This is a genomic window from Nocardia lijiangensis NBRC 108240, from assembly GCF_001613045.1.
Lineage (GTDB): Bacteria > Actinomycetota > Actinomycetes > Mycobacteriales > Mycobacteriaceae > Nocardia > Nocardia lijiangensis.
In genome coordinates this window covers 36,672-55,883 of record NZ_BDBP01000031.1, presented here as the reverse complement: position 1 = coordinate 55,883, position 19,212 = coordinate 36,672, and the positions used below count along the sequence as shown (strand labels likewise).

Genomic DNA, 19,212 nt, shown 5'->3' with positions numbered 1-19,212 from the left:
GCGACCGAAAGGAGTTGGCGCAGTTAGGATGTGGCACGCCTTGGCGCTGGTTCGGTGTCGGGGCGGCCCGGACGGCTGAGTGTGCGTAAGGGGGCGCGTTCGTGGGCGGCAATGCGTTGGGGTGGAGAGTGGGGCGGCGGGGGGTCGTGCGCGGGAGAGCGGCGGGGGCGCTGGTGAGTTTGGTTGTGTCCGTGGTTTTCTGCGTGGGGGCGGCCGCGTTGTGGGAGGCGGAGCGGCAGGAGGAGAGGCCGGGTGCGGGGCCTGTGACATCGGTGATCGGGCCGCCGCCGCAGGGGATGCCCGCCGCGTTGCCGAGGGAGGTGCCGCGGCGGCCCGCGGTGCGGTTGGTGCGCGACGGTGCGCCTGGCCCGGTGGTCGGTCCGACCTACGGACCGCGTGCGCGGCTCGTGCCGATGCGTGGTCTGCGCGGCATGCCGTTCGATTTCGATGTTCCCGAGACCTGGGGGTGCGTCGGTGGCAGCAAGCGCCTGCGGGCCGATGTGGTGTGGACGTGCGCCGACGCGCGGGGTGGGAGCAAGGCAGGCGGCTGGATCGGCGTGCACTCCTGTCTCGCGCCCTGTGGCGATATCGAGCAGGCCGGTTTCCGCGCGGAACTCATCGGAGCGGAATCACGCTGGCGCGCAACCGATCCGGAGACCTCGTTCGCCGAATCCCGGGTCGACATCGACGGCGAGCCAAGAGTGCGCGTCGCGATGACCTATGCCTTCGCCGCCGAATTCGACGGCCCCGTCGACACCCTCGCCTTCGCCAGGTTGTCCGGCCCGCCCGCGACACTGGACACCCTGCTCCACTTGGTGAACGAGGTCCGTCTTCGTGCCGGCGGGTGATGGCCGGCTCGTCGTGCCGTGCGGTGAGGCGCTCGAGTGTTCGGGAACGGCCAGAGCATTTCGTCCGCCTCCGCGCCGCCGGGCAATGGCCCGGCTGGCCGTATCGTGCGCTGAGGCGATCGTGCTTCGGGAGAGGTCGGGGCGTTTCGTTCGCCCTTTGCGCCCGCTGGATGATGGCCCGGCTGGCCGTATCGTGCGCTGAGGCGATCGAGCTTCGGGAGAGGTCGGGGCGTTTCGTTCGCCCTTTGCGCCCGCTGGATGACGGCCCGGCACACGTACCGTGCGCTGATGCGCTCGAGAGTTCGGAAGCGGCGGGCGTGTATACACGCCACCCCCATTGCATGCGGTTCGCATGCATATCCCCTCGGGCGACTACCCTGAACCTCATGAACAGGACCGCCACCCCGGACCCCGCCGTCGACGGCGGACCCGCGCTGTTCCAGGTGGTTCGCTTCTGGTCCCGGCGGTGGATCAACCGCAGTTCCGCGCGCCTGCCCGAGGAGTTGCGGAACGTGCAGCACCTCCAGGTCGTCGAGGCGGTGGCCACGGCGACCGAGGCGGGCGGCGAGCCGACGGTCAGCGCCGTGGCCCACCAACTCGGCCTCGACCAGTCGGGCGCGAGTCGCATGGTGCGCGACGCCACCGCGGCGGGCTTCGTCGCCCGTTCCGAGTCCGCGGTCGACCGCCGCCGCACCGCGCTGCGTCTCACCGTCAGTGGCGAACGCCTGCTCGCCGACGCTCGCGACTGGCAGCGCGCCGTCTTCGCCGAGCTCACCGCCGACTGGTCCGCCGACGACCGCCGCCGCTTCGCCGGCTACCTCCAGCGCCTTGGCGCCGAGCTACGCGACTGAACCGTCGCTGTTAGATCACACCCAATTGCCTTGACGCTCTTCTGAATCCGCGCCGCGGCCGGTAAGTTGTCGGCGGATAAACCGGACATGGCGAACCGGACGGGCGCGACAGAAAGCACAGGATGAGGATCAGCAGAATTACCGCGACGGCGTTGCTGGCACTGGCGGCCACCGGACTCACCGCGGGCGTCGTGCACGCCGAACCCGCGGAGCCGCCCGCGCAGACCGCGCCTGCCGCCGCGGCGCTGAATCTGACCGGCGCCTTCCATGAGATCGACTACCGGGTCGCCGTCGCCGAGGACCGCCGATCCACGGTGACCACGCTGGAGGAGGGCCGCTTCGGCTTGGTCAACGACGATCGCATCGTCACCATCGCCGACCGCACCGGCAACATCGTCGCCGCCCTGCCGATGACCCTGCACATCGAGGGCCACCGCATCGATCTCACCCCGACCGTGGACGAGGAGGGCGCGCGCCTGACCCTCGCCCCCACCGCGATGTCGGAAACCCCGGTGCGCGAGATCAGTTCGCAGGAACGCTTCTTCGCCGAGGCCGAGAAGGCCATGCCGCAGATCCTCGCGGGCGCGGCCATCGGCGCGGGCATCGGCTTCCTGGTCGGATTCCCGCTGGGGCTGTTCGTCCTCGACTTCATCACGGTCCCGATCACCACCGTCGTCGGCGGCGTCATCGGCGCGTTCGCCGGGCTCTACCAGGCCGGCGGTCAGCCCGCCATCGACGCGGCCCAGGCCTACCTCACCGGCCAGCCCTGACTCACACTCCACGCTCGGTCGAGGGCGCGGGGCTGAGATCCTGCGTCCCGACGACCCGCAACAGCTCCATCTTCTCGGCGGCCTCGGTCCCCGGCCGCGGCAGGTAGACCAGCAACCGCTGGGCCGCGTTCGGGGTGAGCAGCGTTTCGCACACGGTGTCGATCAGCCCGACCACCGGATGCGCGATGCGCTTGGTGTCCGAGAGCCGCACCGCCACTTCGTGTTCGGTCCACAGTCGCTCGAATTCGGCGCTTGCGGCGCGCAGCGCCCCGATGAACTCGGTGACATCGGCGTCCCCGGCCCTGCGGGCGGCGGTGGCGCGCAGATCCGCGACGTGCTGACGGCTCAGGCGATCCCAATCCTCCTCCGGGAAGAGGTCGCGTGCGGACGGGTCGGTGAACCAGCTCCAGGCGTAGTAGCGGTCCAGGCCGCTCCGGTCCGCGCGATCGCCGACGAGCAGCGTGTGCATCCGGTTCTGGACGAGCACTTCGCCCAGGTCGGTGACCACCGCCGCTGGGATGTCGTCGAGCTTGGCGAGCATGTGCAGCAGCCCGGGGCCGACGTGCTTGTCGCCGAACGGGGGTCCGGGCGGCTGGTGTCCGCACAGGTGAAAGAGGTGGTCGCGCTCGTCGTTGCTGAATCGCAGTGCCCGCGCCAGCGCGGTCAGCACCTGAGTGGACGGACGCGGGCCCCGCGACTGCTCCAGCCGGGTGTAGTAGTCGGTGGACATCCCGGCCAGCAACGCCACCTCGTCGCGGCGCAGACCCGGCGTGCGACGGCGCACGCCCGGTGGCAGGCCGACCTCCGCGGGCGTGAGCTGTTCGCGGCGGCGGCGCAGGAAATCGGCCAGTTCGGAACGATCCACCACACCACTGTCGCGGATTTCGCCCGCGCGGGCCAGGGATCGCCGATCCCCCGATGAGCGATCTCTGCCGCGAACCTGCGCCCGCAGGTCAGAGTGGGTACATGACGAAATCCATGATCGAGAAGACCGCACTCGGCGCCACCGGACCGACGGTCGGGCGCCTCGGGCTCGGTGCCATGGGCATGTCGGGCATGTACGGCGCGGCCGACGACGCCGAGTCCATCGCCACCGTCCACGCCGCCCTCGATTCCGGCGCCGACCTCATCGACACCGGCGACTTCTACGGCGCGGGCCACAACGAGATGCTGATCGGCAGGGCCATCGCGGGCCGTCCCCGCGAGGACATCCGGCTCAGCGTGAAGTTCGGTGCGCTGCGCGGGCCGGACGGAAGCTGGGGCGGCATCGACAACCGCCCGGTCGCGCTGCGCAACTTCCTCGGCTACACGCTACAGCGCCTCGGTGTCGACTATGTCGATGTCTACCGGCCCGCGCGGCTCGATCCGGCGGTCCCGATCGAGGACACAGTCGGCGCCATCGCCGAGCTGGTGGAGGCGGGCTACGTCCGGTACATCGGCCTGTCCGAGGTCGGCGCGGAAACACTGCGCCGCGCCGCCGCGGTGCACCCGATAGCCGACCTGCAGATCGAGTACTCGCTCGTCTCGCGCGGCATCGAAGCCGAGACTCTTCCCGTCGCAAGGGAACTCGGCATCGGCATCACCGCATACGGTGTGCTGTCGCGCGGCCTGCTCAGCGATACCGTGCGCACGCGCAGCACCTTCGGCGCGGACGACTTCCGCGCACACAGCCCGCGCTTCCAGGGCGAGAACCTCACGCGCAATCTCCGTTTGGTCGACGCACTGGCGAAGATCGCCGCCGCCAAGGGCGTCTCGGTAGCGCAGCTGGCGATCGCCTGGGTGCTCACCAGGGGCTCGGACATCGTGCCGATCATCGGCGCGCGGCGCCCGCAGCGCTGGGCGGAAACGCTCGGTGCGCTCGACATCCGGCTCGACGCCGACGACTTGGCGAGCATCGAGGCGGCCGTGCCCGCGGACCAGGTCGCCGGGGAGAGGTACGCGGCCGCGCAAATGGAGATACTGGACAGCGAACGGTGAAAACCGCTGTAGGCAGCGGGTGTCCGGGCCTTCGACCTACGTCCTTCGCGGGCGGATCACGGCGGTGAATGCCGCCGCGGCAACCGGCTTTCCCGAACTGTCCGCGATCTGCACGGGCACCTCGAGCTCCACCGCGACGCGTCCCGCGATGTCCGCGCGGAGGCGCTCGACAGTGTCCGCGCCGAATTCCGACGTCGCGCGGAAGGGGCCCGCCGTGCCCTTGGCTCGCGCCAGGTATTCGATGCGGCCGTTGCGGGCGACGATGAACGTCTCGCCCATCAGGTCGACGATGCCCGAGACGGCGGCGCCCATCGCGGCGGTCTCGGCCAGGCCGAAGAGCACGGCCGCGTGCAGATCGCCGTTGTGGTTGAGGTGTTCGGGGCGATGGACACGACATTGCGCCCGGCGTCGAACTCGACGCCCTCGATTCCGGCGTATTGGATGAAGCCCAGCTTCTGGAATCCGGCCATCACCAGATCCCCCATGGTCGCGCTGTCCATCCCGAACTCCCGCCGAGGCACTTGACTGAAACGTGTTCTATTTTTAGCCGTCCGAACCCGGCTTGTCCAGAATTTCCGCGCGGGCCTTGACTCGGGTCGCGTGGGCTCGCGATACTGAACCTGATGGTTCAGTATGACTTCCTCGACGCCTCGTTCGGGGCGCTGGCGGACCCCACCCGGCGTGGGATCCTCGAGCATCTCGGTCGCGGGCCCGCGACAGTCACCGAGCTGGCCGAGCGTTTCGAGATGACCCTCACCGGCATCAAGAAGCACATCCGGCTGCTGGAGGATGCGGGCATGATCGTCACGGAGAAGCGGGGCCGGGTCAGATACTGCCGACTCGGCGAGAACGTTTTCGACCGCGAAGTGGCGTGGCTGCAGGGTTATCGGCGAATGGTGGAAGCCCGGATGGACCGTCTCGGTGAATTCCTCGAACGAACGGAGCCAGGCACATGAGCACGACAACCCGCGATGCCGATATCACCACCCCCGTCGACCGCGAGATCCACATCGAGCGGATCTTCGACGCCCCGCTGGACCGGGTGTGGGACGCCTACAGCCGGATCGAACTGCTGGTCCAGTGGTGGGCCCAGGGCAATCGATTCGACGTGGAGCGCTGGGAGTTCCGCAAGGGCGGCCACTACCGCTTCGTCGACCACTCCGAGGGCGGCCCGCACGGTTTCGAAGGGAGGTTCCGCGAGATCACCCCGAAGGAGCGGATCGTGCAGTCCTTCGAATGGGACGGCATGCCCGCCCACGTCGCCATCGACGCCACCACCTTCGTCGATCTCGGCGACGGCCGCACCAAGGTCGTCACCGTCAGCCAGTTCCACACGCCGGGGGAGCGCGACGGCATGCTGCAGGCAGGGATGTCCGAAGGGCTCAACGCCAGCTACCGGGCGTTGGACGACCTGCTCGCCAAGTCCGCCTGAGCCGGGCCCGCGGCCCCCGCGATCGAGCGGGGGCCGAACCGGGTCGAATTCCTCTTCGGCGCCGACGGAAAGTCCCGGGCCGGACCGTGATTCAGGAACGATCCATGCCGATGCGCCGCTTGCGCGGCTTCAGGTGCAGCGGAGGCAACGGCGGCGCGGGGATGCGCTGGTCGGGCGTGTGACCGGCGATGTCGGCGAATCGCTCGACACGACGGTTCTCCCAATCCTCGCGAGCCGCGACGATCTCTTCGTGGCTGCGCCCCACGAAGTTCCACCACATCACGAGCTCCTCGCCGAACGGCTCGCCGCCGATCAGCGCGAAATGCGCCCCGGTGCCGCTGGCCAGCCGCAGCTCCGCCCGGTCGGAGCCGAGGTAGAGCAGCGGTCCCGGCTTCACCTCGGTGCCTGCGGCGGTCACCTCGCCCTCGATCACCAGCAGCGCGTGCTCGAAGGCCGGGTTCAGCGGAATGGCGATCTCGGCGCCGGGATCGATCCGCACATCGGCGCCGACGATCGGGGTGTAGGCCATGGCGGGCGAGGTCAGCCCCGCGAACGAACCGATCAGCACGATGGCGCGCACACCGTCGGCCTCGTAGACCGGCAGGTCGCGATGCTGCTCGAAATGCGGGTCGACCGCGGCGCGATGGCCGGGCAGTGCGATCCACAGTTGCAGGCCGTGGCCCGCCGGGGCGTCGGCATCGGCGTATTCGGAATGCGCGATGCCGCGACCGGAGGTCATCAGGTTCAGCTGACCGGGGTTGATCTCCACATCCGAACCCACCGAATCCCGATGCCGGATGCGGCCCTCGAACGGCCAGGTCACCGTCTGAAGGCCGATGTGCGGGTGCGGGTCGATATCCGGCGGCGCGCCGGTCTTGGTGACCGTGGGGGAGCCGAAGCGATCGAGGAAGCACCAGGCGCCCACCGTCGGCAGATCCCGTTGCGGCAGCACCCGTTCCACGAAGACGCCGCGCACGCCGCCCAGCGGCACCTCGCGCGCCGGGTAGAGCTCGGTGACCGGGCCGGGGCCCGGCGCCGGTTCGCACACCGATTCCGCGGGATGCGGATCGAGATCGCTCACCGACATGCCTCTCCCGCGCTCGAAACGTGGCGCGCGTTCATCGCTGGATGCCCTTGCCGACCACGTGCGGGTCGTACTCCGGGTGCTTGTCGACGAAGGCCTTGATGAACGGGCAGTGCGCGGTGATGGTGCGCCCGCGCGCGATCACGTCGTCGAGTGCCTCCTTGGCGAGCACCGTGCCCAGGCCCTTGCCGCCGAAGGCCTTGTCGATCTCGGTGTGCACGAAGTCGGTGTCGTTGTCGCGCTCGATGTATTCGGTGAAGCCCGCCAGTTCGCCGCCGTAGTAGACCTCGTAGCGGTTCTGCTCGGCATTGCGTGCGACCTTGGTCTCCGCGAGCTCGGTCATGGCTGCCTCCTCCTTGTGCGCCCGAACCGGGTGCTTGCTCATGATCGACACGCGGTTGAACGCGCCGATCGTGGTGGCGACCCAGACGACTACCGACATCTGGTCATCGGACAAATGCTCTCGTGCCAGAGCGTACTCACGCTCGAGCGTCGCCTCATCCGGCAAAACGGCGGTGACCTCGGCGAGGGCGAGTGCGGCCCGATCTCGCGGCGAGAACGGCCCGCCCCGGCGCCAGGCGGGCAGTACCGCGATCTCCTGCTCGGTGGCGCCCGCCCGCAGCGCGGCGCGGTAGTGCACGTCCAGGCAGTGCGAGCAGCCGTTCAGCTGGGAAACCCGGAGATTGACCAGCTCGACGAGCCTGCGGTCGAGCCCGGCCGCCTCGGCCGCGGACCTGACCTCTTTCGCCGTGGCGAGCAGGGCGCGGTAGGCGACGGGTGTCTGCTTGTCGACCCACACCCGATTCTCGAGGTTCATGAGAACGGATCTTAGTCGCAATTGGTTGACATGTCACCCTATGTGAGGCGGGGCTCTCGCCCGTCAGCCTGTGCATCGCTCGGAACGAGTTGTCGCCCGGCCCGGATCTCGGGCCGGGCGACACGGGGCGTGCGACTCACTCCCGCCCGGCGGAGGTGAAAGTCATGTCCGCATACCGGCTTCCGGCCACCTGCGCCGCGATCGGCTCGAGCGTCGCGAGCTCGTCGGCGGACAGCGTGAGCGTTGCGGCGGCCACGTTCTCGGCCAGCCGCTTGCGGCTGCGGGTGCCAGGAATCGGAACCACCGGCAGCCCGTGCGCGGCCGCCCTGCTGTGCACCCAGGCCAGCGCGATCTGCGCGGGCGTCACGCCGCGGGCCTCGGCGATGGCGCGCACCGGGGCGAGCAGTTCGACGTTGCGGGCCGCGTTGTCGCCGGTGAAGCGCGGCATCGCCTTGCGGAAGTCGTTCGCGTCGGCCAGCTCTCCCGCCGCCGCGAACGATCCGGTCAGGAAGCCGCGGCCGAGCGGCGAATACGGCACGAAGGCGACGCCGAGTCCGGCGGCGGCGGGGACCGCGGTGTTCTCCACGTCCCTGGAGAACAGCGACCACTCCGACTGCACCGCGGCGATCGGATGCACCGCGTGCGCCGCGCGCAGCTCCGCGCCGGTCACCTCGGAGAGCCCGAGCGCCCGCACCTTGCCCGCCGCGACGAGTTCGGCCATGACGCCGACCGTTTCCTCGATCGGCACCCGCACATCGCGGCGGTGCATGTAGTAGAGGTCGATGACGTCGATGCCCAGCCTGCGCAGACTGGCGTCCACCGAGGCGCGGATGTATTCGGGGGAGTTGTCGATGCCGCGGTAGGTGGGGTCGTCGGCCTTGCGGACGATGCCGAACTTGGTGGCAAGCACCACCCGATCACGGTTGGCCCGCACGAAATCGGAGAGCAATTCCTCGTTGTGGCCCGAGCCGTAGACGTCGGCCGTGTCGAACAGGGTGACGCCGAGTTCCAGCGCCCGGTCCAGGGTTGCCCGCGACTCGGTGAGATCGGACTGGCCGTAGAACTCGCTCATGCCCATGCAACCCAGGCCCTGCGTTCCGACCCGGATGCCGTCGGCGCCCAGCGTGCTGGTGGGGAGCGTATCGGTGGTGGTCATGCCTTGATCCCTTCGCTGTCGTGCGTGGTGAGCGCGGCCGGCCGGATCGCGGTGGATTTGCCTTCGTAGAAGGCGATCTTGTGATCCAGCACGGCGACGGTCTGCTGCAGTTCGGCGATCTTGGCGAGTACCTCGGCGCGGGTATCGCGGAACATCGCGAGCCGCTCCGGGAAGGTGGACGCACCGGCGCGCACCAGTTCCGCGTAGCGGAGCATGTCGGCGACCGACATGCCGGTGGTGCGAAGCCTGCCGATCAGCTCGAGCCATTCCAGATCCCGGTCGCTGAACCGGCGCTTGCCTGCGTGGTCGCGGCCGATGTAATTCATCAGCCCGATCCGCTCGTACCAGCGCAGCGTGTCGCGGCTCAGGCCCGATCGCTCCGCGGCCTCGCCGATCGAGTACCTCGGCCGCTCCCGTTCGCTGTCACCGTTGTGACGGGCCGTTGCGGTCACGACTCCGCCCAGCTGACGCTCGTTCACGGAACTCGCCCCTCTCGTCGAACACGGACGACGCTAGTCACCTGGAGTGCACTCCAAGCAAGTCCGATTGTGCCAACAGCGGGAGGCGCTCGTCACTCGATGCGAAGGTCCAACGCGCGGGGCGAGGGGGATCAGTTGTACTTCGGCAATTCCTGAACGGCCCACTTGTTGCCGTCGGGATCGCTGAAGAAGGTGAACAGCCCCCAGCCCATGTCCTTGACCGGGGTGGCGTCCACGCCCGCCTCGATCAGCTGCTGGTAGGCCTTCTCGGCGCTGGAGACCACCATCTGCATGCCCTCGACGCTGCCGGGGGCCGCCTCGGTGATGCCCCGCCCGATACAGATCGAACATCCCGAGCCCGGCGGCGTCAGCTGCACGAAGCGGATGTCCTCGCTGGGCGAATGGTCGTGGTCGGCGTTGAAGCCGATGCGGGTGTAGAAATCCTTGGCCCGATCGACATCGGTGACCGGGATGGCGACGAGTTCGATTTTCCAATCCATCGGGTCAGCATCCCACCGCGCACCGACACGTGCGCCGATATCGCAGGTCCCGGGCCGTCGGGCGGAAACGGGCCTACCCTGGTGGCATGCCCAAGGAAATCGACCGTGTCCGGGCCCGATCGGCCTGGGCCACGGTCAAAGAGAGTCCCGTGATCACCGCGATCGCGGTGGCGCCGTTCGTCGTCGCGCTCGGCGTGGTCTGGTGGCTGACAAACGGATTCGTCGCGTTTCTGCTGCTGATCCTGCTCGGCGTCGGCGTTGTGGTGGGCGGCAAACTGCTGCGCTGAGCCGAGCTGCTCGGTGCGCGCGACCCGCCTCAGCGGGGGATGTGGAAGCGCACGAGTTCGCCGGTTCCCGGGTCGATATCGGCCCACGGACGGTCGAATTCGAGCACCGCCATCGCCGACGTGGGGAACTTCCTGCTCAGCTCGACGGCTTGGTTCGACGTGCGATTGGCCGCCAGTTCCCATGCGGTCCACGGCATTCCGGGTGCGTGACCGATCATCAGCAGGGTCTCGACGTCGTCGTCGCTGAGCTGGATCAGTTCGATGAGCGTCCGCGGCGAGGCCTCGTAGATGCCGCGCTCGTAGACGACCGGCGCCGTGACGCCCGTGGCGGCCAGGGTTTCCCGGGTCCGCACCGCGGTCGAGCAGCGCACCGCATCGATCGGCGGCTGGGTCGTGCGCAGCCATTCGCCCGCCAGCCCGGCCTCCCGCAGCCCGCGCGGGGCGAGCGGGCGCTCGTGATCGCCGACACCGTCCGGATAACTGGACTTGCCGTGCCGCATCAGGATGAGGGTCCGCACCATGGCAATACCGTAAGCCTCCGCCCGTCACGCGGGTGTGATAGGCACGAAGGCAGTCCGGGGAGAGGCGTACACCACTCTCGAGGCACACTGAAAGCGGCGTCACATTCCGCTATCCGCTCTCTGTGACACCGCGGCCCACCTCAAACACCAGGGTGGCACCAGCCCACGTACATTTTCGAGGATCTGCACACTATGGCCTACGTAATCACGCAGCGTTGTTGCAACGACGCCAGCTGCGTCTCCGAGTGCCCGGTCGACTGCATTCGTCCCACGCCGGACCAGCCGGAGTTCGCGACGACCGAAATGCTCTACATCGACCCGGACACCTGTATCGACTGCGGTGCCTGTGTGGACGCGTGCCCGGTGGACGCCATCTTCCCCGAGGACGATCTGACGGCCTCGCTCGCGCGATTCCGCGACATCAACGCCGCCTACTTCGAACGGCATCCGCTCGAATCCAACTTCGACCCGATCGTGACGCCGCAGCGGCCGCCGAAAGAGCTCGGCACGCTGCGCGTGGCGATCGTCGGCGCCGGGCCCGCGGCCTGCTACGCGGCCGACGAACTGTTGCGCCGCTGCGATGCCGAGGTCGAGATGTTCGACCGGCTGCCGACACCGTGGGGTCTGGTGCGCGCGGGCGTCGCCCCCGATCATCCCGGGACCAAGACGGTTTCGGGCATGTTCGAGTCCGCGTTCCGCCGCGAGACCCTGCAGTACTACCTGAACGTCGAGGTGGGCACGCACATCTCGCACGAGGAGCTGCTCGGGCACCACCACGCGGTGATCTACGCGGTCGGCGCGGCCAGCGACCGTCACATGAACATTCCCGGCGAGGAGCTGCCAGGCAGCCACTCGGCCACCGAGTTCGTCGCCTGGTACAACGGCCATCCCGATTACGCCGACCGGCAGTTCGACCTGTCCGGCGAGCGGGCCGTGATCGTCGGCAACGGCAACGTCGCACTGGACGTGGCGCGGGTGCTCACCGTCGGCCCCGACGAACTCGCCAAGACCGACATCGCCGATCACGCGCTGGACGCCTTGCGCCGCAGCAACATCCGCGAGGTCGTGGTGCTCGGCAGGCGCGGCCCGCTGCAGGCGGCCTACACCTCGCCGGAGTTCCTCGCGCTCACCCACCTGAAGGGTGTCGACGTGATCGTCGACGAGGCCGAGCTCGAACTCGACCCGGCTTCTCGCGCGCTGCTGGACGACCCGGACGTGGAGCCCTCGCTCCAGCTGAAGTACACCCTCGCCGAGGAGTACGCCGCGGGTCGTCGCGACCCGGCCAACAAGCGGATCGTGTTCCGCTACTTGGCCTCGCCGACCGCGCTCACCGGCGCCGACCACGTCGAGGGCATCGAGTTCGTGCACAACGAACTGGTCGAGGAGGGCGGTCAGCTGGTCGCGCGCGCGACCGATCGCACCGACCGGCTGGACGCCGCGCTGGTGCTGCGCTCCATCGGTTACCGCGGCGAGCCGGTCGCCGGCCTGCCGTTCGACGAGCGCCGCGCCGTGGTGCCCAACGAGCACGGCCGGGTGCTCGGTGCGGACGGCGTTCCGGTGCCCGGCGTGTACGTCAGCGGCTGGATCAAGCGCGGGCCGCGCGGGGTCATCGGCTCGAACCGCACCGACTCCGAGGAGACCGTCGAGCAGCTCATCGCCGACTTCACCACGGGCAAACTCGCCGCGCCGCAAGGCGATCGGGGTGCGCTGAAGGCGCTGATCGCGCAGCGGCAGGCCGACCTCGTCGATCGCGAGGGCTGGAAGTCCATCGATCAGGCGGAGAAGACGGCGGGCAAGGCCGCGGGCCGTCCGCGCGTCAAGTTCACCACCCGCGAGGACCTGCTCAAGGCCGCCCGCGGCTGAGTCGCCGGGCCGGTCGGGTTCCGTGCGATCCCGGCCGGCCGATCAGGCGGGCAGCGGCATGATCCGAACGACGGTCGTGGTCGTCCCGCCGACGACGAACCACAGCCGCAGCACCGGGCGTCCGTTGCGGTCACCCGGTTCGTAGCGGCTGCGCACGCTGATGTGCTGGCGCGCGAGCACCGGGGCGACGTATTCGATCACCGCCCGGTGCGGACCCGCGACGATCTTGGGGTACTCCACCAGGAACTGCTCCACCGCCTGCCAGTAACAGGCGTTGTTCACGTGGTTGTACTGGTCGATGTCGGTGGCCCGCACCGGAAACGGCAGATCGGTGTCCGATTCCGGGGGCGTCGAGTCGGTCAGGTACGGCCGCCACCGCAGCCGGTGCTCGGCCGCGGTCTTGGCCAGGTAGGACAGGCCGTCGTCGCTGATCCTGGTGGGCCGGTTGGTCGACTCGTTGATGTTGATCCAGAAGCCCTCTGTCTCGATCAGCCCGCCGTTGTCGCTGGTGATCCGCACCCGCATGTTCGTCCAGCGCGTCGACATGCTCGAACACCAGCGCAGCAGATGCACGGTGTCGGGCCAGACGATCGGGCGGATGACGTCGATGACCGTGCGGCGAACTATCCAGCTCGGATCAGACCGGTGCAGGAACGTGTGATGCAGCTGTTCCCAGGCGATATCCTGCAGGTATCTGGCGACGGCGTCGAACCTCAATCGGTCGTACGGATCCACATCGCCAGCCCGTACTGGCCACGCCGAGGCATAGCCCATGCCCTCCTGGCTCAGCGGGACGAGTGGCTGATCGAGTGACACTGGTGCTCCTCGCGCTGCACGTTGTGCCGCGTCTTCTTGCGGTGCTGTTGTGAGACGACTTTACGGGGCGTACGTCACACCCTCGCGTCGAGCCGCCTGTACTCATTGGTATGCGAACCGGCGCACCGTGTCCGGAATCGCCTGGAGACTGGGCGGCTCGCCGGATCGGCGGCGCCGCGAATCCGCTGGTGATCAGTAGCCGACGTATCCCTCTCCCCGGCTCATCGCCGCGATTCCTGGAACGTTGCTGAGGGATCCGTAGCGTTCGATGGCGTAGCGCGTTCCGGCGATGATGTTGTCGACCGGGTTCCAGATGTCGTCGTGACCGGGCAGCTTGTAAGAATTGAACGTCGGGTCGATGGTTTGCATGAGGCCCTTCGACGGGATTCCGGCCGCGGCGTTGCTGTCCCAGAGGTTGATCGCGTGCGGATTTCCGCCGGATTCCTTGTCGATGATCATCGAGATGATCGCGGCCTCGCTGTCGCTGATGTCGTATCCCTTGGCACGCAGCGCCTCGATCGCCTCTTCGATCCACTTCGCTTTGTCGCCGGTCGGCATCGGACCCGTCGGAGCGTTCGAGGAGGACGGGCTGCCGGAGTACGACGAGTCCGACGACGAACCGGAGTAACTGCTGTTCCCGCCCGACATCACGTATTGCGGCTTGCTCGGGCCCTGCGTCGCGGGTGGGGTGGTGGCGGCCGGTGTGGTGGTGGTCGAGGGCGGCGGGATGAGGTTGGTGTCGGAAAGTCCGTCGAGGGCCGATTGGAGTTTGGTGACGGCGGCGTCGACCTTGCGTTGCGCCTCGGCGGCCACGGTCTCGGCGGTCTGCAGGGCCGTGGTGATCTGGGTTTCCCAGTTGGCGGCGTCGGCGCGGATGCGGATGCGCAGGTCGTCGGCGGCTTGGCCGGTGAGGTCGCGGAGCAGTTCGTCGGTGCGGGCGGTGGCGTCGACGGTGCCGTTGTCGTTCACCGTGAAGCCGGTGATCAGTCCCATGCCCGCGGCCGGGACGGGACCGGCGCTCGCCGCCTGGTCGCGCAGCCGCAGCAGGTTGGATTTGGCTTCGGTGAGGTTGCCGACTTCGGCCTCGAAGGCGGTGGCGAGTTCGAGCAGCGCGGTGCTCACCGCGCCCGCCCGGGTCTTCTCGGTGTCCATCCGCTGGTTGGCGGCGTCGGCCGCGGCGCCGGACCACACCTTGTCGGTGCCGAGCCTGGCGGTGTCGTCGGAACCCTTGCGCACCGCCGCGTCGAGCTGCTCGGAGAGCGTGCGCGCGTTCGCGCCCGCGGTGCCGATCTGGGCGGGCTCCCAGGCGGCGACGTTCGCGATGGTGAGCGTCATGGCAGCTCGAGCGTGATCGTGCGGAGGCGGGCCGCGAAATCGTCCTCGGCGACCTCGTAGGCGCCCGCCGCGGTGCGGGTGCTCTGGGCGACCTTGTCGATCCGGTCGGCGATGCGCTTCAGGCACTGATCGGTCAGGTCGGTGGCGCGGCCCGCCGAGTTGCCGAACGTGGTGCCCTGCAGCGCCGAGACGGCCGGATTGAACCCGTTGCCGATATTCAGTCCGCGGATCAGTCCGGCCTCCCCGCCGAGATTGTTCGCGAACGTCTGCAGCGCTTGCGGATTCACTTGCAGCTGCGTCGCGGGCTGCGCACCGTCGACCATGGAAAACCCCCTTCTCCCCGACCTGAAAGTCGCGGCCAGCATAGCGTTATGTTGGTCACGGTGTCATCGACGACGACCGATGTCGTCGAATCGGACAGAGAGGTCGGCACATGCGCGCAGCCCAGGTCAGCAAGCTGGAGGGACCCGAAGCGGTCGAGATCGTCGAGATCCCCGAGCCCGCGTCGTATCCGGGCGGCGTGGTCATCGACGTGCATGCGGCGGGCGTGGCCTTTCCCGACGTGCTGATGACCCGCGGGCTCTACCAGATGAAGCCGCAGCTGCCGTTCGTGGTGGGCGGCGAGGTCGCGGGCGTGGTGCGCGAGGCGCCCGCCGGCGCGCACGTCGAGGCTGGTGATCGGGTGGTCGCGCTGACCTTGCTCGGCAACGCCATGGCCGAGGTCGCGGTGGCGCCCGCACAGATGGTGTTCGAACTGCCGGACAACATCTCGCTCGAGGCGGGCGCAGGCATCCTGTTCAACGATCTGACGGTGCACTTCTGCCTGCGCAACCGCGGCAGGCTGGCCGAAGGCGAGACAGTGCTGGTGCACGGCGCCGCGGGCGGCATCGGCACCTCGACGCTGCGCATGGCGGCGGCGCTGGGCGCGGGCCGGGTCATCGCAGTGGTGAGCACGCCGGAGAAGGCCGAGGTGGCCAAGGCCAACGGGGCCACCGACGTGGTGCTCACCGACGGCTGGCTGGCCGCGGTGAAGGAGCTGACCGGCGGCCGCGGCGTCGACATCGTGCTGGACCCGGTGGGCGGCGACCGCTTCACCGACAGCATCCGCTCGCTGGCCTCGGCCGGTCGGTTGCTGGTGGTCGGCTTCACCGCCGGCGAGATCCCGACCGTGAAGGTGAATCGCCTGTTGCTCAAGAACGTCGAGGTAACCGGCGCGGCGTGGGGCGAGTGGGTCATGACCCACCCGGGCTACCTGGCCGAACAGTGGGCCGAGGTGGAGCCGCTGCTGGCCTCCGGCAAGATCGCGCCGCCGCAGCCGGTGCTCTACCCGCTGGACCGGGCCGCCGAAGCCGTCGCCTCGCTGGACAACCGCACCGCCACCGGAAAGGTCGTCGTCACCGTGCGCTGAGCGCGGCTGTCGCTGTTCGCCTGATGACACTTTCCCACCGGGTGTTGAACCGGACCCTGTTGCAGCGCCAGCACCTACTGGAGCGCTCGTCGCTGACCGTGCCGCAGATGTGCGATCACCTCGTCGGCCTCCAGGCGCAGGACGTGCCGCCGCCGTTCGTCGGATTGTGGAGCCGCCTCGCGGATTTCGACCCCGAGGCGGTCTCGGCGGGGCTGGAGGACCGATCGCTGGTCCGAATCACGTTGATGCGCGGGACCATTCATCTGGTCACCCCGCCCGACGCGCTGCGCATCGCACCGCACATCCAGCCGGAGCTGGAGAAGATCCCGTTCCGCAAGGGCTTCAACTACGGCGCGATGGTCGGCCTCGACCCGGACGAGGTGCGGGCCCGCGGCGAGGAGGCGCTCGGCGACGAGCCGACGCCCGCCGCCGAACTCCGGGCCCGCGCCGCGGATTTGTGGCCGGACCGCGATCCCGGCGCGGTGGTGCAGACCTGGCTGTATCAACTGCCGGTGCTGCAGACGCCACCGCGCGGGAAGTGGAAGGACAGCAGCCGTCCGGTGTGGTCGCGGGTCGAGCCGTGGCTGGGCGCGCCGCTCGACCCGGCCTACCCGCTCGCGGAGCTGCTCGTCCGCTACCTGCGTGCGTTCGGCCCGGCCACGACCATGGACATGCAGACCTGGTCCAAGCTGACCGGCTTGAAGAAGGCCGTCGACGCACTCGGCGACCGGCTGCGCACCTACACCGACGAGCGCGGCCGCACCCTGTACGACCTCGCCGACGCCGAACTGGCCGACCCGGATAGGCCCGCACCGGTCCGGCTGCTCGGCTGGTACGACAACGCCGTGCTCTCGCACCAGGATCGGAGCCGGATCGTGCCGGATGGTGCGAATCCGACCCTGCGCACGTACGCGACGGCGGTGTCTCCGGTGCTGCTCGACGGTTTCGTCGCGGGGTTGTACAAGATCTTCCCGCAGGCCGGGGTCGCGCGGCTGCGGATCAGCCCGAGCCGCGCCTGGTCGGCCGCCGAGTGCGCCGAGGTGGAGGCGGAAGCCCTTGCGCTGCTTGCTTTTCTGGAAGGCGACAAGCGGCCGAGCGTGGAGATTCTCGAGGTCGGCGCGGATCTGCGGGTGTGATACGGCGCGTCAGCGCTCGGGCGACTCCCGGTACGCGGGAGCCTTGCTGCTCCCGGTCGGCGTCAGCGTGCGCAGCAGCGGCAGTGTCCGGCGCGGCACCACCGTGGACAGCACGATGACGCTGTGCGAGCGGACCACCGAACCGGTCCGGTCGATGCTGAGCAGTACCGATTGCAGCCCGGCGTGCGAGTCGGCGCCGATGCGGCACAGCACATCACCCGAACCGGTTGTCGCGTACGCCTCGAGCACGCCGGGGATGGCGTCGAGTTCGGCGGCCACCGTGTCGAGCGCGCCCTGGGCGATCTCCAGCGTGACGAAGGCCTGCACGTCGAAACCCGCTGCGGTGACGTCGATCTGCGGATCGTAGGAGGCGATCACGCCCGCCTCCTCCATGCGCCCGATGCGTGACTGCACGGTGGCTCGCGCCACTCGGGTGCGCCGGGACAGCTCCAGGATTCCCGCCTTCTGATGCTCGTGCATCGCGGTCAGGATGGCGAGGTCGAGTTCGTCCAGCTTCGCCGGGATGCGTGACATGGCGGACTCCTGTCGGGGCGCGGCGTGGCAGTGTGGCTGTCCACTTCGTACTATTCAAATTGTCCAGCATCGCGCGCGGTCTGCTAGCCGAATCCGCCACTGTGTCTACAGAAAATCGGGGCAGTTGCCTACCGGTCGGCGGCGGAGATTTGCTTGACGTATGACCATCGAGCACCTGCCGACCGACGGTGAACTGCGTGGACTCGTCGGACTCGTCGACCATGACGACAGCGTCGACCCGTTTCCCGTGATCGGCTGGGACGCCCTGGTCTGGGTCGTCGGCAACGCGACGCAGACCGCGCACTTCCTGCAGTCGGCCTTCGGGATGCGATTGGAGGCGTACTCCGGACCCGAGACCGGCAACCGCGACCACAAGGCGTTCGTGCTGCGCAGCGGCGCCGCCCGCTTCGTCGTCACCGGCGCGGTGGCTCCGGACAGCCCGCTGATCGCCCATCACGAACTGCACGGCGACGGCGTTGTCGATATCGCGCTCGAGGTGCCCGACGTGGACCGCTGCGTCGAATGGGCGCGCACCCACGGCGCCACCGTCCTGGTCGAGCCGCACGACGAGACCGACGACTGCGGCACGATCCGCACCGCGGCGCTGGCCACCTATGGCGACACCAGGCACACCCTCATCGACCGTTCCAACTACTACGGTCCGTATCGCCCGGGCTTCGTGGCCCGCGGCTCCGGATACCAGCCGCGCGAGGGCGCACCGACCAGGCTGTTCCAGGCGATCGATCACGTGGTCGGCAATGTGGAGCTCGGCATGATGGACCGCTGGGTCGAGTTCTATCGCCGCGTCATGGGTTTCACGAACATGGCCGAGTTCGTCGGCGACGACATCGCCACCGAGTACTCGGCGCTGATGAGCAAGGTCGTGGCCAACGGCAACCACCGGGTGAAGTTCCCGCTCAACGAGCCCGCCGTCGGCAAGAAGCGTTCCCAGATCGACGAGTACCTGGAGTTCTATCGCGGGCCCGGCGTCCAGCACATCGCCCTGGCCACCAGCGACATCCTGACCTGCGTCGACAACCTGCGCCGCGAGGGCGTGGAATTCCTCGACACCCCGGACACCTACTACGAGGACCCGGAATTGCGTGCGCGCATCGGCCGGGTGCGGGTGCCGGTGGCGGAGTTGCAGCGCCGGGGCATCCTGGTCGACCGCGACGAGGACGGCTACTTGTTGCAGATCTTCACCAAGCCCTTGGCCGACCGCCCCACCGTCTTCTTCGAAGTGATCGAGCGGCACGGCTCTCTCGGCTTCGGCAAGGGCAACTTCAAGGCCCTGTTCCAGGCGATCGAGCGCGAACAACACGCCCGAGGCAACCTCTAGGACCGGCGAGCCCTGTCGAGCGACGGCGACTGTCCGGTGGATTCGGTCGAACGCGGCTG

At 68.9% G+C, this 19,212-nt stretch carries 24 protein-coding genes and 1 pseudogene; 12 read left to right on the top strand and 13 right to left on the bottom strand.

All coding sequences use genetic code 11. The features are described 5' to 3' along the window. Positions 1-263 precede the first annotated feature (263 nt). The 3 genes from NL1_RS12535 (at position 264) to NL1_RS12525 (ending at position 2,469) form a co-directional block, all read left to right on the top strand. Positions 264-848, top strand: a complete 585-nt coding sequence (locus NL1_RS12535; protein ID WP_156094818.1) for a hypothetical protein — start codon at positions 264-266, stop codon at positions 846-848. 386 nt (positions 849-1,234) lie between these two features. After that, positions 1,235-1,699: a MarR family winged helix-turn-helix transcriptional regulator gene (locus NL1_RS12530; RefSeq protein WP_067838298.1), complete on the top strand. Its 465-nt coding sequence runs from the start codon at positions 1,235-1,237 to the stop codon at positions 1,697-1,699. 122 nt (positions 1,700-1,821) lie between these two features. After that, positions 1,822-2,469: a DUF8020 domain-containing protein gene (locus NL1_RS12525; protein ID WP_067838295.1), complete on the top strand. Its 648-nt coding sequence runs from the start codon at positions 1,822-1,824 to the stop codon at positions 2,467-2,469. Position 2,470: 1 nt separating this feature from the next. Here NL1_RS12525 and NL1_RS12520 read toward each other — a convergent pair whose 3' ends face one another. Further along, positions 2,471-3,334 (bottom strand): helix-turn-helix transcriptional regulator, encoded by an 864-nt coding sequence (locus tag NL1_RS12520; RefSeq protein ID WP_067838412.1) that lies wholly within the window; start codon positions 3,332-3,334, stop codon positions 2,471-2,473. 113 nt (positions 3,335-3,447) lie between these two features. Between NL1_RS12520 and NL1_RS12515 the strand changes: the two genes are divergently transcribed. Beyond that, a complete protein-coding gene (locus tag NL1_RS12515; RefSeq protein ID WP_067838292.1) occupies positions 3,448-4,446 on the top strand; it encodes an aldo/keto reductase in 999 nt (332 codons plus the stop codon). 36 nt (positions 4,447-4,482) lie between these two features. Here the strand turns inward: NL1_RS12515 and NL1_RS12510 are convergent, their stop codons facing one another. Then, entirely contained in the window at positions 4,483-4,788 is a 306-nt protein-coding gene (locus tag NL1_RS12510) for a hypothetical protein (protein WP_245673206.1), read from the bottom strand. Between the two features lie 42 nt (positions 4,789-4,830). On the opposite strand from NL1_RS12510, the gene NL1_RS39405 reads away from it, so the two are divergent. From NL1_RS39405 to NL1_RS12500, 3 genes are all read left to right on the top strand, one after another. After that, on the top strand, positions 4,831-4,971 hold the full coding sequence (locus NL1_RS39405) for a hypothetical protein (RefSeq protein ID WP_245673205.1): 141 nt from the start codon (positions 4,831-4,833) through the stop codon (positions 4,969-4,971). A gap of 98 nt (positions 4,972-5,069) precedes the next feature. Continuing rightward, the gene (locus tag NL1_RS12505) at positions 5,070-5,402 is read left to right on the top strand and encodes an ArsR/SmtB family transcription factor (protein WP_067838289.1); all 333 of its coding nucleotides are present in this window, start codon (positions 5,070-5,072) and stop codon (positions 5,400-5,402) included. Continuing rightward, complete coding sequence (locus NL1_RS12500; RefSeq protein ID WP_067838286.1) at positions 5,399-5,878, top strand: SRPBCC family protein; 480 nt, start codon at positions 5,399-5,401, stop codon at positions 5,876-5,878. Before NL1_RS12505 ends, NL1_RS12500 begins: the two co-directional genes overlap by 4 nt. Before the next feature lie 91 nt (positions 5,879-5,969). Here the strand turns inward: NL1_RS12500 and NL1_RS12495 are convergent, their stop codons facing one another. The 6 genes and pseudogenes from NL1_RS12495 to NL1_RS12475 all read right to left on the bottom strand — a co-directional run bounded on the left by NL1_RS12495 (position 5,970) and on the right by NL1_RS12475 (position 9,914). Then, on the bottom strand, positions 5,970-6,965 hold the full coding sequence (locus NL1_RS12495) for a pirin family protein (protein ID WP_245673204.1): 996 nt from the start codon (positions 6,963-6,965) through the stop codon (positions 5,970-5,972). Between the two features lie 31 nt (positions 6,966-6,996). After that, positions 6,997-7,305, bottom strand: coding sequence for a GNAT family N-acetyltransferase (locus NL1_RS40405; protein WP_444980018.1), 309 nt, complete (start codon positions 7,303-7,305; stop codon positions 6,997-6,999). Positions 7,306-7,326: 21 nt separating this feature from the next. Beyond that, positions 7,327-7,779: pseudogene (locus NL1_RS40400) on the bottom strand (carboxymuconolactone decarboxylase family protein); the annotation flags it as partial. A 136-nt stretch (positions 7,780-7,915) separates the two neighbouring features. Further along, positions 7,916-8,935 (bottom strand): aldo/keto reductase, encoded by a 1,020-nt coding sequence (locus NL1_RS12485; protein WP_067838280.1) that lies wholly within the window; start codon positions 8,933-8,935, stop codon positions 7,916-7,918. Further along, positions 8,932-9,414: a MerR family transcriptional regulator gene (locus tag NL1_RS12480; RefSeq protein WP_245673203.1), complete on the bottom strand. Its 483-nt coding sequence runs from the start codon at positions 9,412-9,414 to the stop codon at positions 8,932-8,934. The genes NL1_RS12485 and NL1_RS12480 overlap by 4 nt, the downstream gene beginning before the upstream one ends. Before the next feature lie 131 nt (positions 9,415-9,545). Then, positions 9,546-9,914, bottom strand: coding sequence for a VOC family protein (locus tag NL1_RS12475; protein ID WP_067838277.1), 369 nt, complete (start codon positions 9,912-9,914; stop codon positions 9,546-9,548). 86 nt (positions 9,915-10,000) lie between these two features. Between NL1_RS12475 and NL1_RS12470 the strand changes: the two genes are divergently transcribed. Continuing rightward, positions 10,001-10,201, top strand: a complete 201-nt coding sequence (locus NL1_RS12470) for a hypothetical protein (protein WP_067838275.1) — start codon at positions 10,001-10,003, stop codon at positions 10,199-10,201. Positions 10,202-10,230: 29 nt separating this feature from the next. Here NL1_RS12470 and NL1_RS12465 read toward each other — a convergent pair whose 3' ends face one another. Beyond that, complete coding sequence (locus NL1_RS12465) at positions 10,231-10,722, bottom strand: SixA phosphatase family protein (protein ID WP_067838272.1); 492 nt, start codon at positions 10,720-10,722, stop codon at positions 10,231-10,233. Between the two features lie 192 nt (positions 10,723-10,914). Between NL1_RS12465 and NL1_RS12460 the strand changes: the two genes are divergently transcribed. Then, positions 10,915-12,585, top strand: coding sequence for an FAD-dependent oxidoreductase (locus NL1_RS12460; RefSeq protein ID WP_067838269.1), 1,671 nt, complete (start codon positions 10,915-10,917; stop codon positions 12,583-12,585). 42 nt (positions 12,586-12,627) lie between these two features. Here the strand turns inward: NL1_RS12460 and NL1_RS12455 are convergent, their stop codons facing one another. The 3 genes from NL1_RS12455 to NL1_RS12445 all read right to left on the bottom strand — a co-directional run bounded on the left by NL1_RS12455 (position 12,628) and on the right by NL1_RS12445 (position 15,059). Then, positions 12,628-13,401, bottom strand: a complete 774-nt coding sequence (locus tag NL1_RS12455; RefSeq protein ID WP_067838266.1) for an acyl-[acyl-carrier-protein] thioesterase — start codon at positions 13,399-13,401, stop codon at positions 12,628-12,630. Positions 13,402-13,593: 192 nt separating this feature from the next. Next, positions 13,594-14,736, bottom strand: coding sequence for a transglycosylase SLT domain-containing protein (locus NL1_RS12450; protein ID WP_067838263.1), 1,143 nt, complete (start codon positions 14,734-14,736; stop codon positions 13,594-13,596). Further along, positions 14,733-15,059: a type VII secretion target gene (locus NL1_RS12445; protein WP_067838260.1), complete on the bottom strand. Its 327-nt coding sequence runs from the start codon at positions 15,057-15,059 to the stop codon at positions 14,733-14,735. Before NL1_RS12445 ends, NL1_RS12450 begins: the two co-directional genes overlap by 4 nt. Before the next feature lie 110 nt (positions 15,060-15,169). On the opposite strand from NL1_RS12445, the gene NL1_RS12440 reads away from it, so the two are divergent. Beyond that, a complete protein-coding gene (locus tag NL1_RS12440; RefSeq protein ID WP_067838256.1) occupies positions 15,170-16,144 on the top strand; it encodes an NADPH:quinone oxidoreductase family protein in 975 nt (324 codons plus the stop codon). Between the two features lie 23 nt (positions 16,145-16,167). Continuing rightward, complete coding sequence (locus tag NL1_RS12435) at positions 16,168-17,280, top strand: winged helix DNA-binding domain-containing protein (RefSeq protein ID WP_067838254.1); 1,113 nt, start codon at positions 16,168-16,170, stop codon at positions 17,278-17,280. Positions 17,281-17,289: 9 nt separating this feature from the next. On the opposite strand, the gene NL1_RS12430 is transcribed toward NL1_RS12435, so the two are convergent. Then, positions 17,290-17,814 (bottom strand): Lrp/AsnC family transcriptional regulator, encoded by a 525-nt coding sequence (locus tag NL1_RS12430; RefSeq protein WP_067838251.1) that lies wholly within the window; start codon positions 17,812-17,814, stop codon positions 17,290-17,292. A gap of 160 nt (positions 17,815-17,974) precedes the next feature. Here NL1_RS12430 and hppD point away from each other — a divergent pair, with 160 nt between their 5' ends. After that, positions 17,975-19,153 (top strand): 4-hydroxyphenylpyruvate dioxygenase, encoded by a 1,179-nt coding sequence (gene hppD / locus NL1_RS12425; RefSeq protein ID WP_067838249.1) that lies wholly within the window; start codon positions 17,975-17,977, stop codon positions 19,151-19,153. Positions 19,154-19,212 lie beyond the last annotated feature (59 nt).

Excerpts from the sequence above, each read along its gene's own strand:
- NL1_RS39405 (WP_245673205.1), top strand. The coding sequence starts at position 4,831 with ATGGACACGACATTGCGCCCGGCGTCGAACTCGACGCCCTCGATTCCG.
- NL1_RS12465 (WP_067838272.1), bottom strand. The coding sequence starts at position 10,722 with ATGGTGCGGACCCTCATCCTGATGCGGCACGGCAAGTCCAGTTATCCG.
- NL1_RS12445 (WP_067838260.1), bottom strand. The coding sequence starts at position 15,059 with ATGGTCGACGGTGCGCAGCCCGCGACGCAGCTGCAAGTGAATCCGCAA.
- hppD (WP_067838249.1), top strand. The coding sequence starts at position 17,975 with ATGACCATCGAGCACCTGCCGACCGACGGTGAACTGCGTGGACTCGTC.
- NL1_RS12495 (WP_245673204.1), bottom strand. The coding sequence starts at position 6,965 with ATGTCGGTGAGCGATCTCGATCCGCATCCCGCGGAATCGGTGTGCGAA.
- NL1_RS12515 (WP_067838292.1), top strand. The coding sequence starts at position 3,448 with ATGATCGAGAAGACCGCACTCGGCGCCACCGGACCGACGGTCGGGCGC.
- NL1_RS12435 (WP_067838254.1), top strand. The coding sequence starts at position 16,168 with ATGACACTTTCCCACCGGGTGTTGAACCGGACCCTGTTGCAGCGCCAG.
- NL1_RS12430 (WP_067838251.1), bottom strand. The coding sequence starts at position 17,814 with ATGTCACGCATCCCGGCGAAGCTGGACGAACTCGACCTCGCCATCCTG.
- NL1_RS12485 (WP_067838280.1), bottom strand. The coding sequence starts at position 8,935 with ATGACCACCACCGATACGCTCCCCACCAGCACGCTGGGCGCCGACGGC.
- NL1_RS12500 (WP_067838286.1), top strand. The coding sequence starts at position 5,399 with ATGAGCACGACAACCCGCGATGCCGATATCACCACCCCCGTCGACCGC.
- NL1_RS12525 (WP_067838295.1), top strand. The coding sequence starts at position 1,822 with ATGAGGATCAGCAGAATTACCGCGACGGCGTTGCTGGCACTGGCGGCC.
- NL1_RS12505 (WP_067838289.1), top strand. The coding sequence starts at position 5,070 with ATGGTTCAGTATGACTTCCTCGACGCCTCGTTCGGGGCGCTGGCGGAC.
- NL1_RS12475 (WP_067838277.1), bottom strand. The coding sequence starts at position 9,914 with ATGGATTGGAAAATCGAACTCGTCGCCATCCCGGTCACCGATGTCGAT.
- NL1_RS12450 (WP_067838263.1), bottom strand. The coding sequence starts at position 14,736 with ATGACGCTCACCATCGCGAACGTCGCCGCCTGGGAGCCCGCCCAGATC.
- NL1_RS12440 (WP_067838256.1), top strand. The coding sequence starts at position 15,170 with ATGCGCGCAGCCCAGGTCAGCAAGCTGGAGGGACCCGAAGCGGTCGAG.
- NL1_RS40405 (WP_444980018.1), bottom strand. The coding sequence starts at position 7,305 with ATGACCGAGCTCGCGGAGACCAAGGTCGCACGCAATGCCGAGCAGAAC.
- NL1_RS12470 (WP_067838275.1), top strand. The coding sequence starts at position 10,001 with ATGCCCAAGGAAATCGACCGTGTCCGGGCCCGATCGGCCTGGGCCACG.
- NL1_RS12460 (WP_067838269.1), top strand. The coding sequence starts at position 10,915 with ATGGCCTACGTAATCACGCAGCGTTGTTGCAACGACGCCAGCTGCGTC.
- NL1_RS12530 (WP_067838298.1), top strand. The coding sequence starts at position 1,235 with ATGAACAGGACCGCCACCCCGGACCCCGCCGTCGACGGCGGACCCGCG.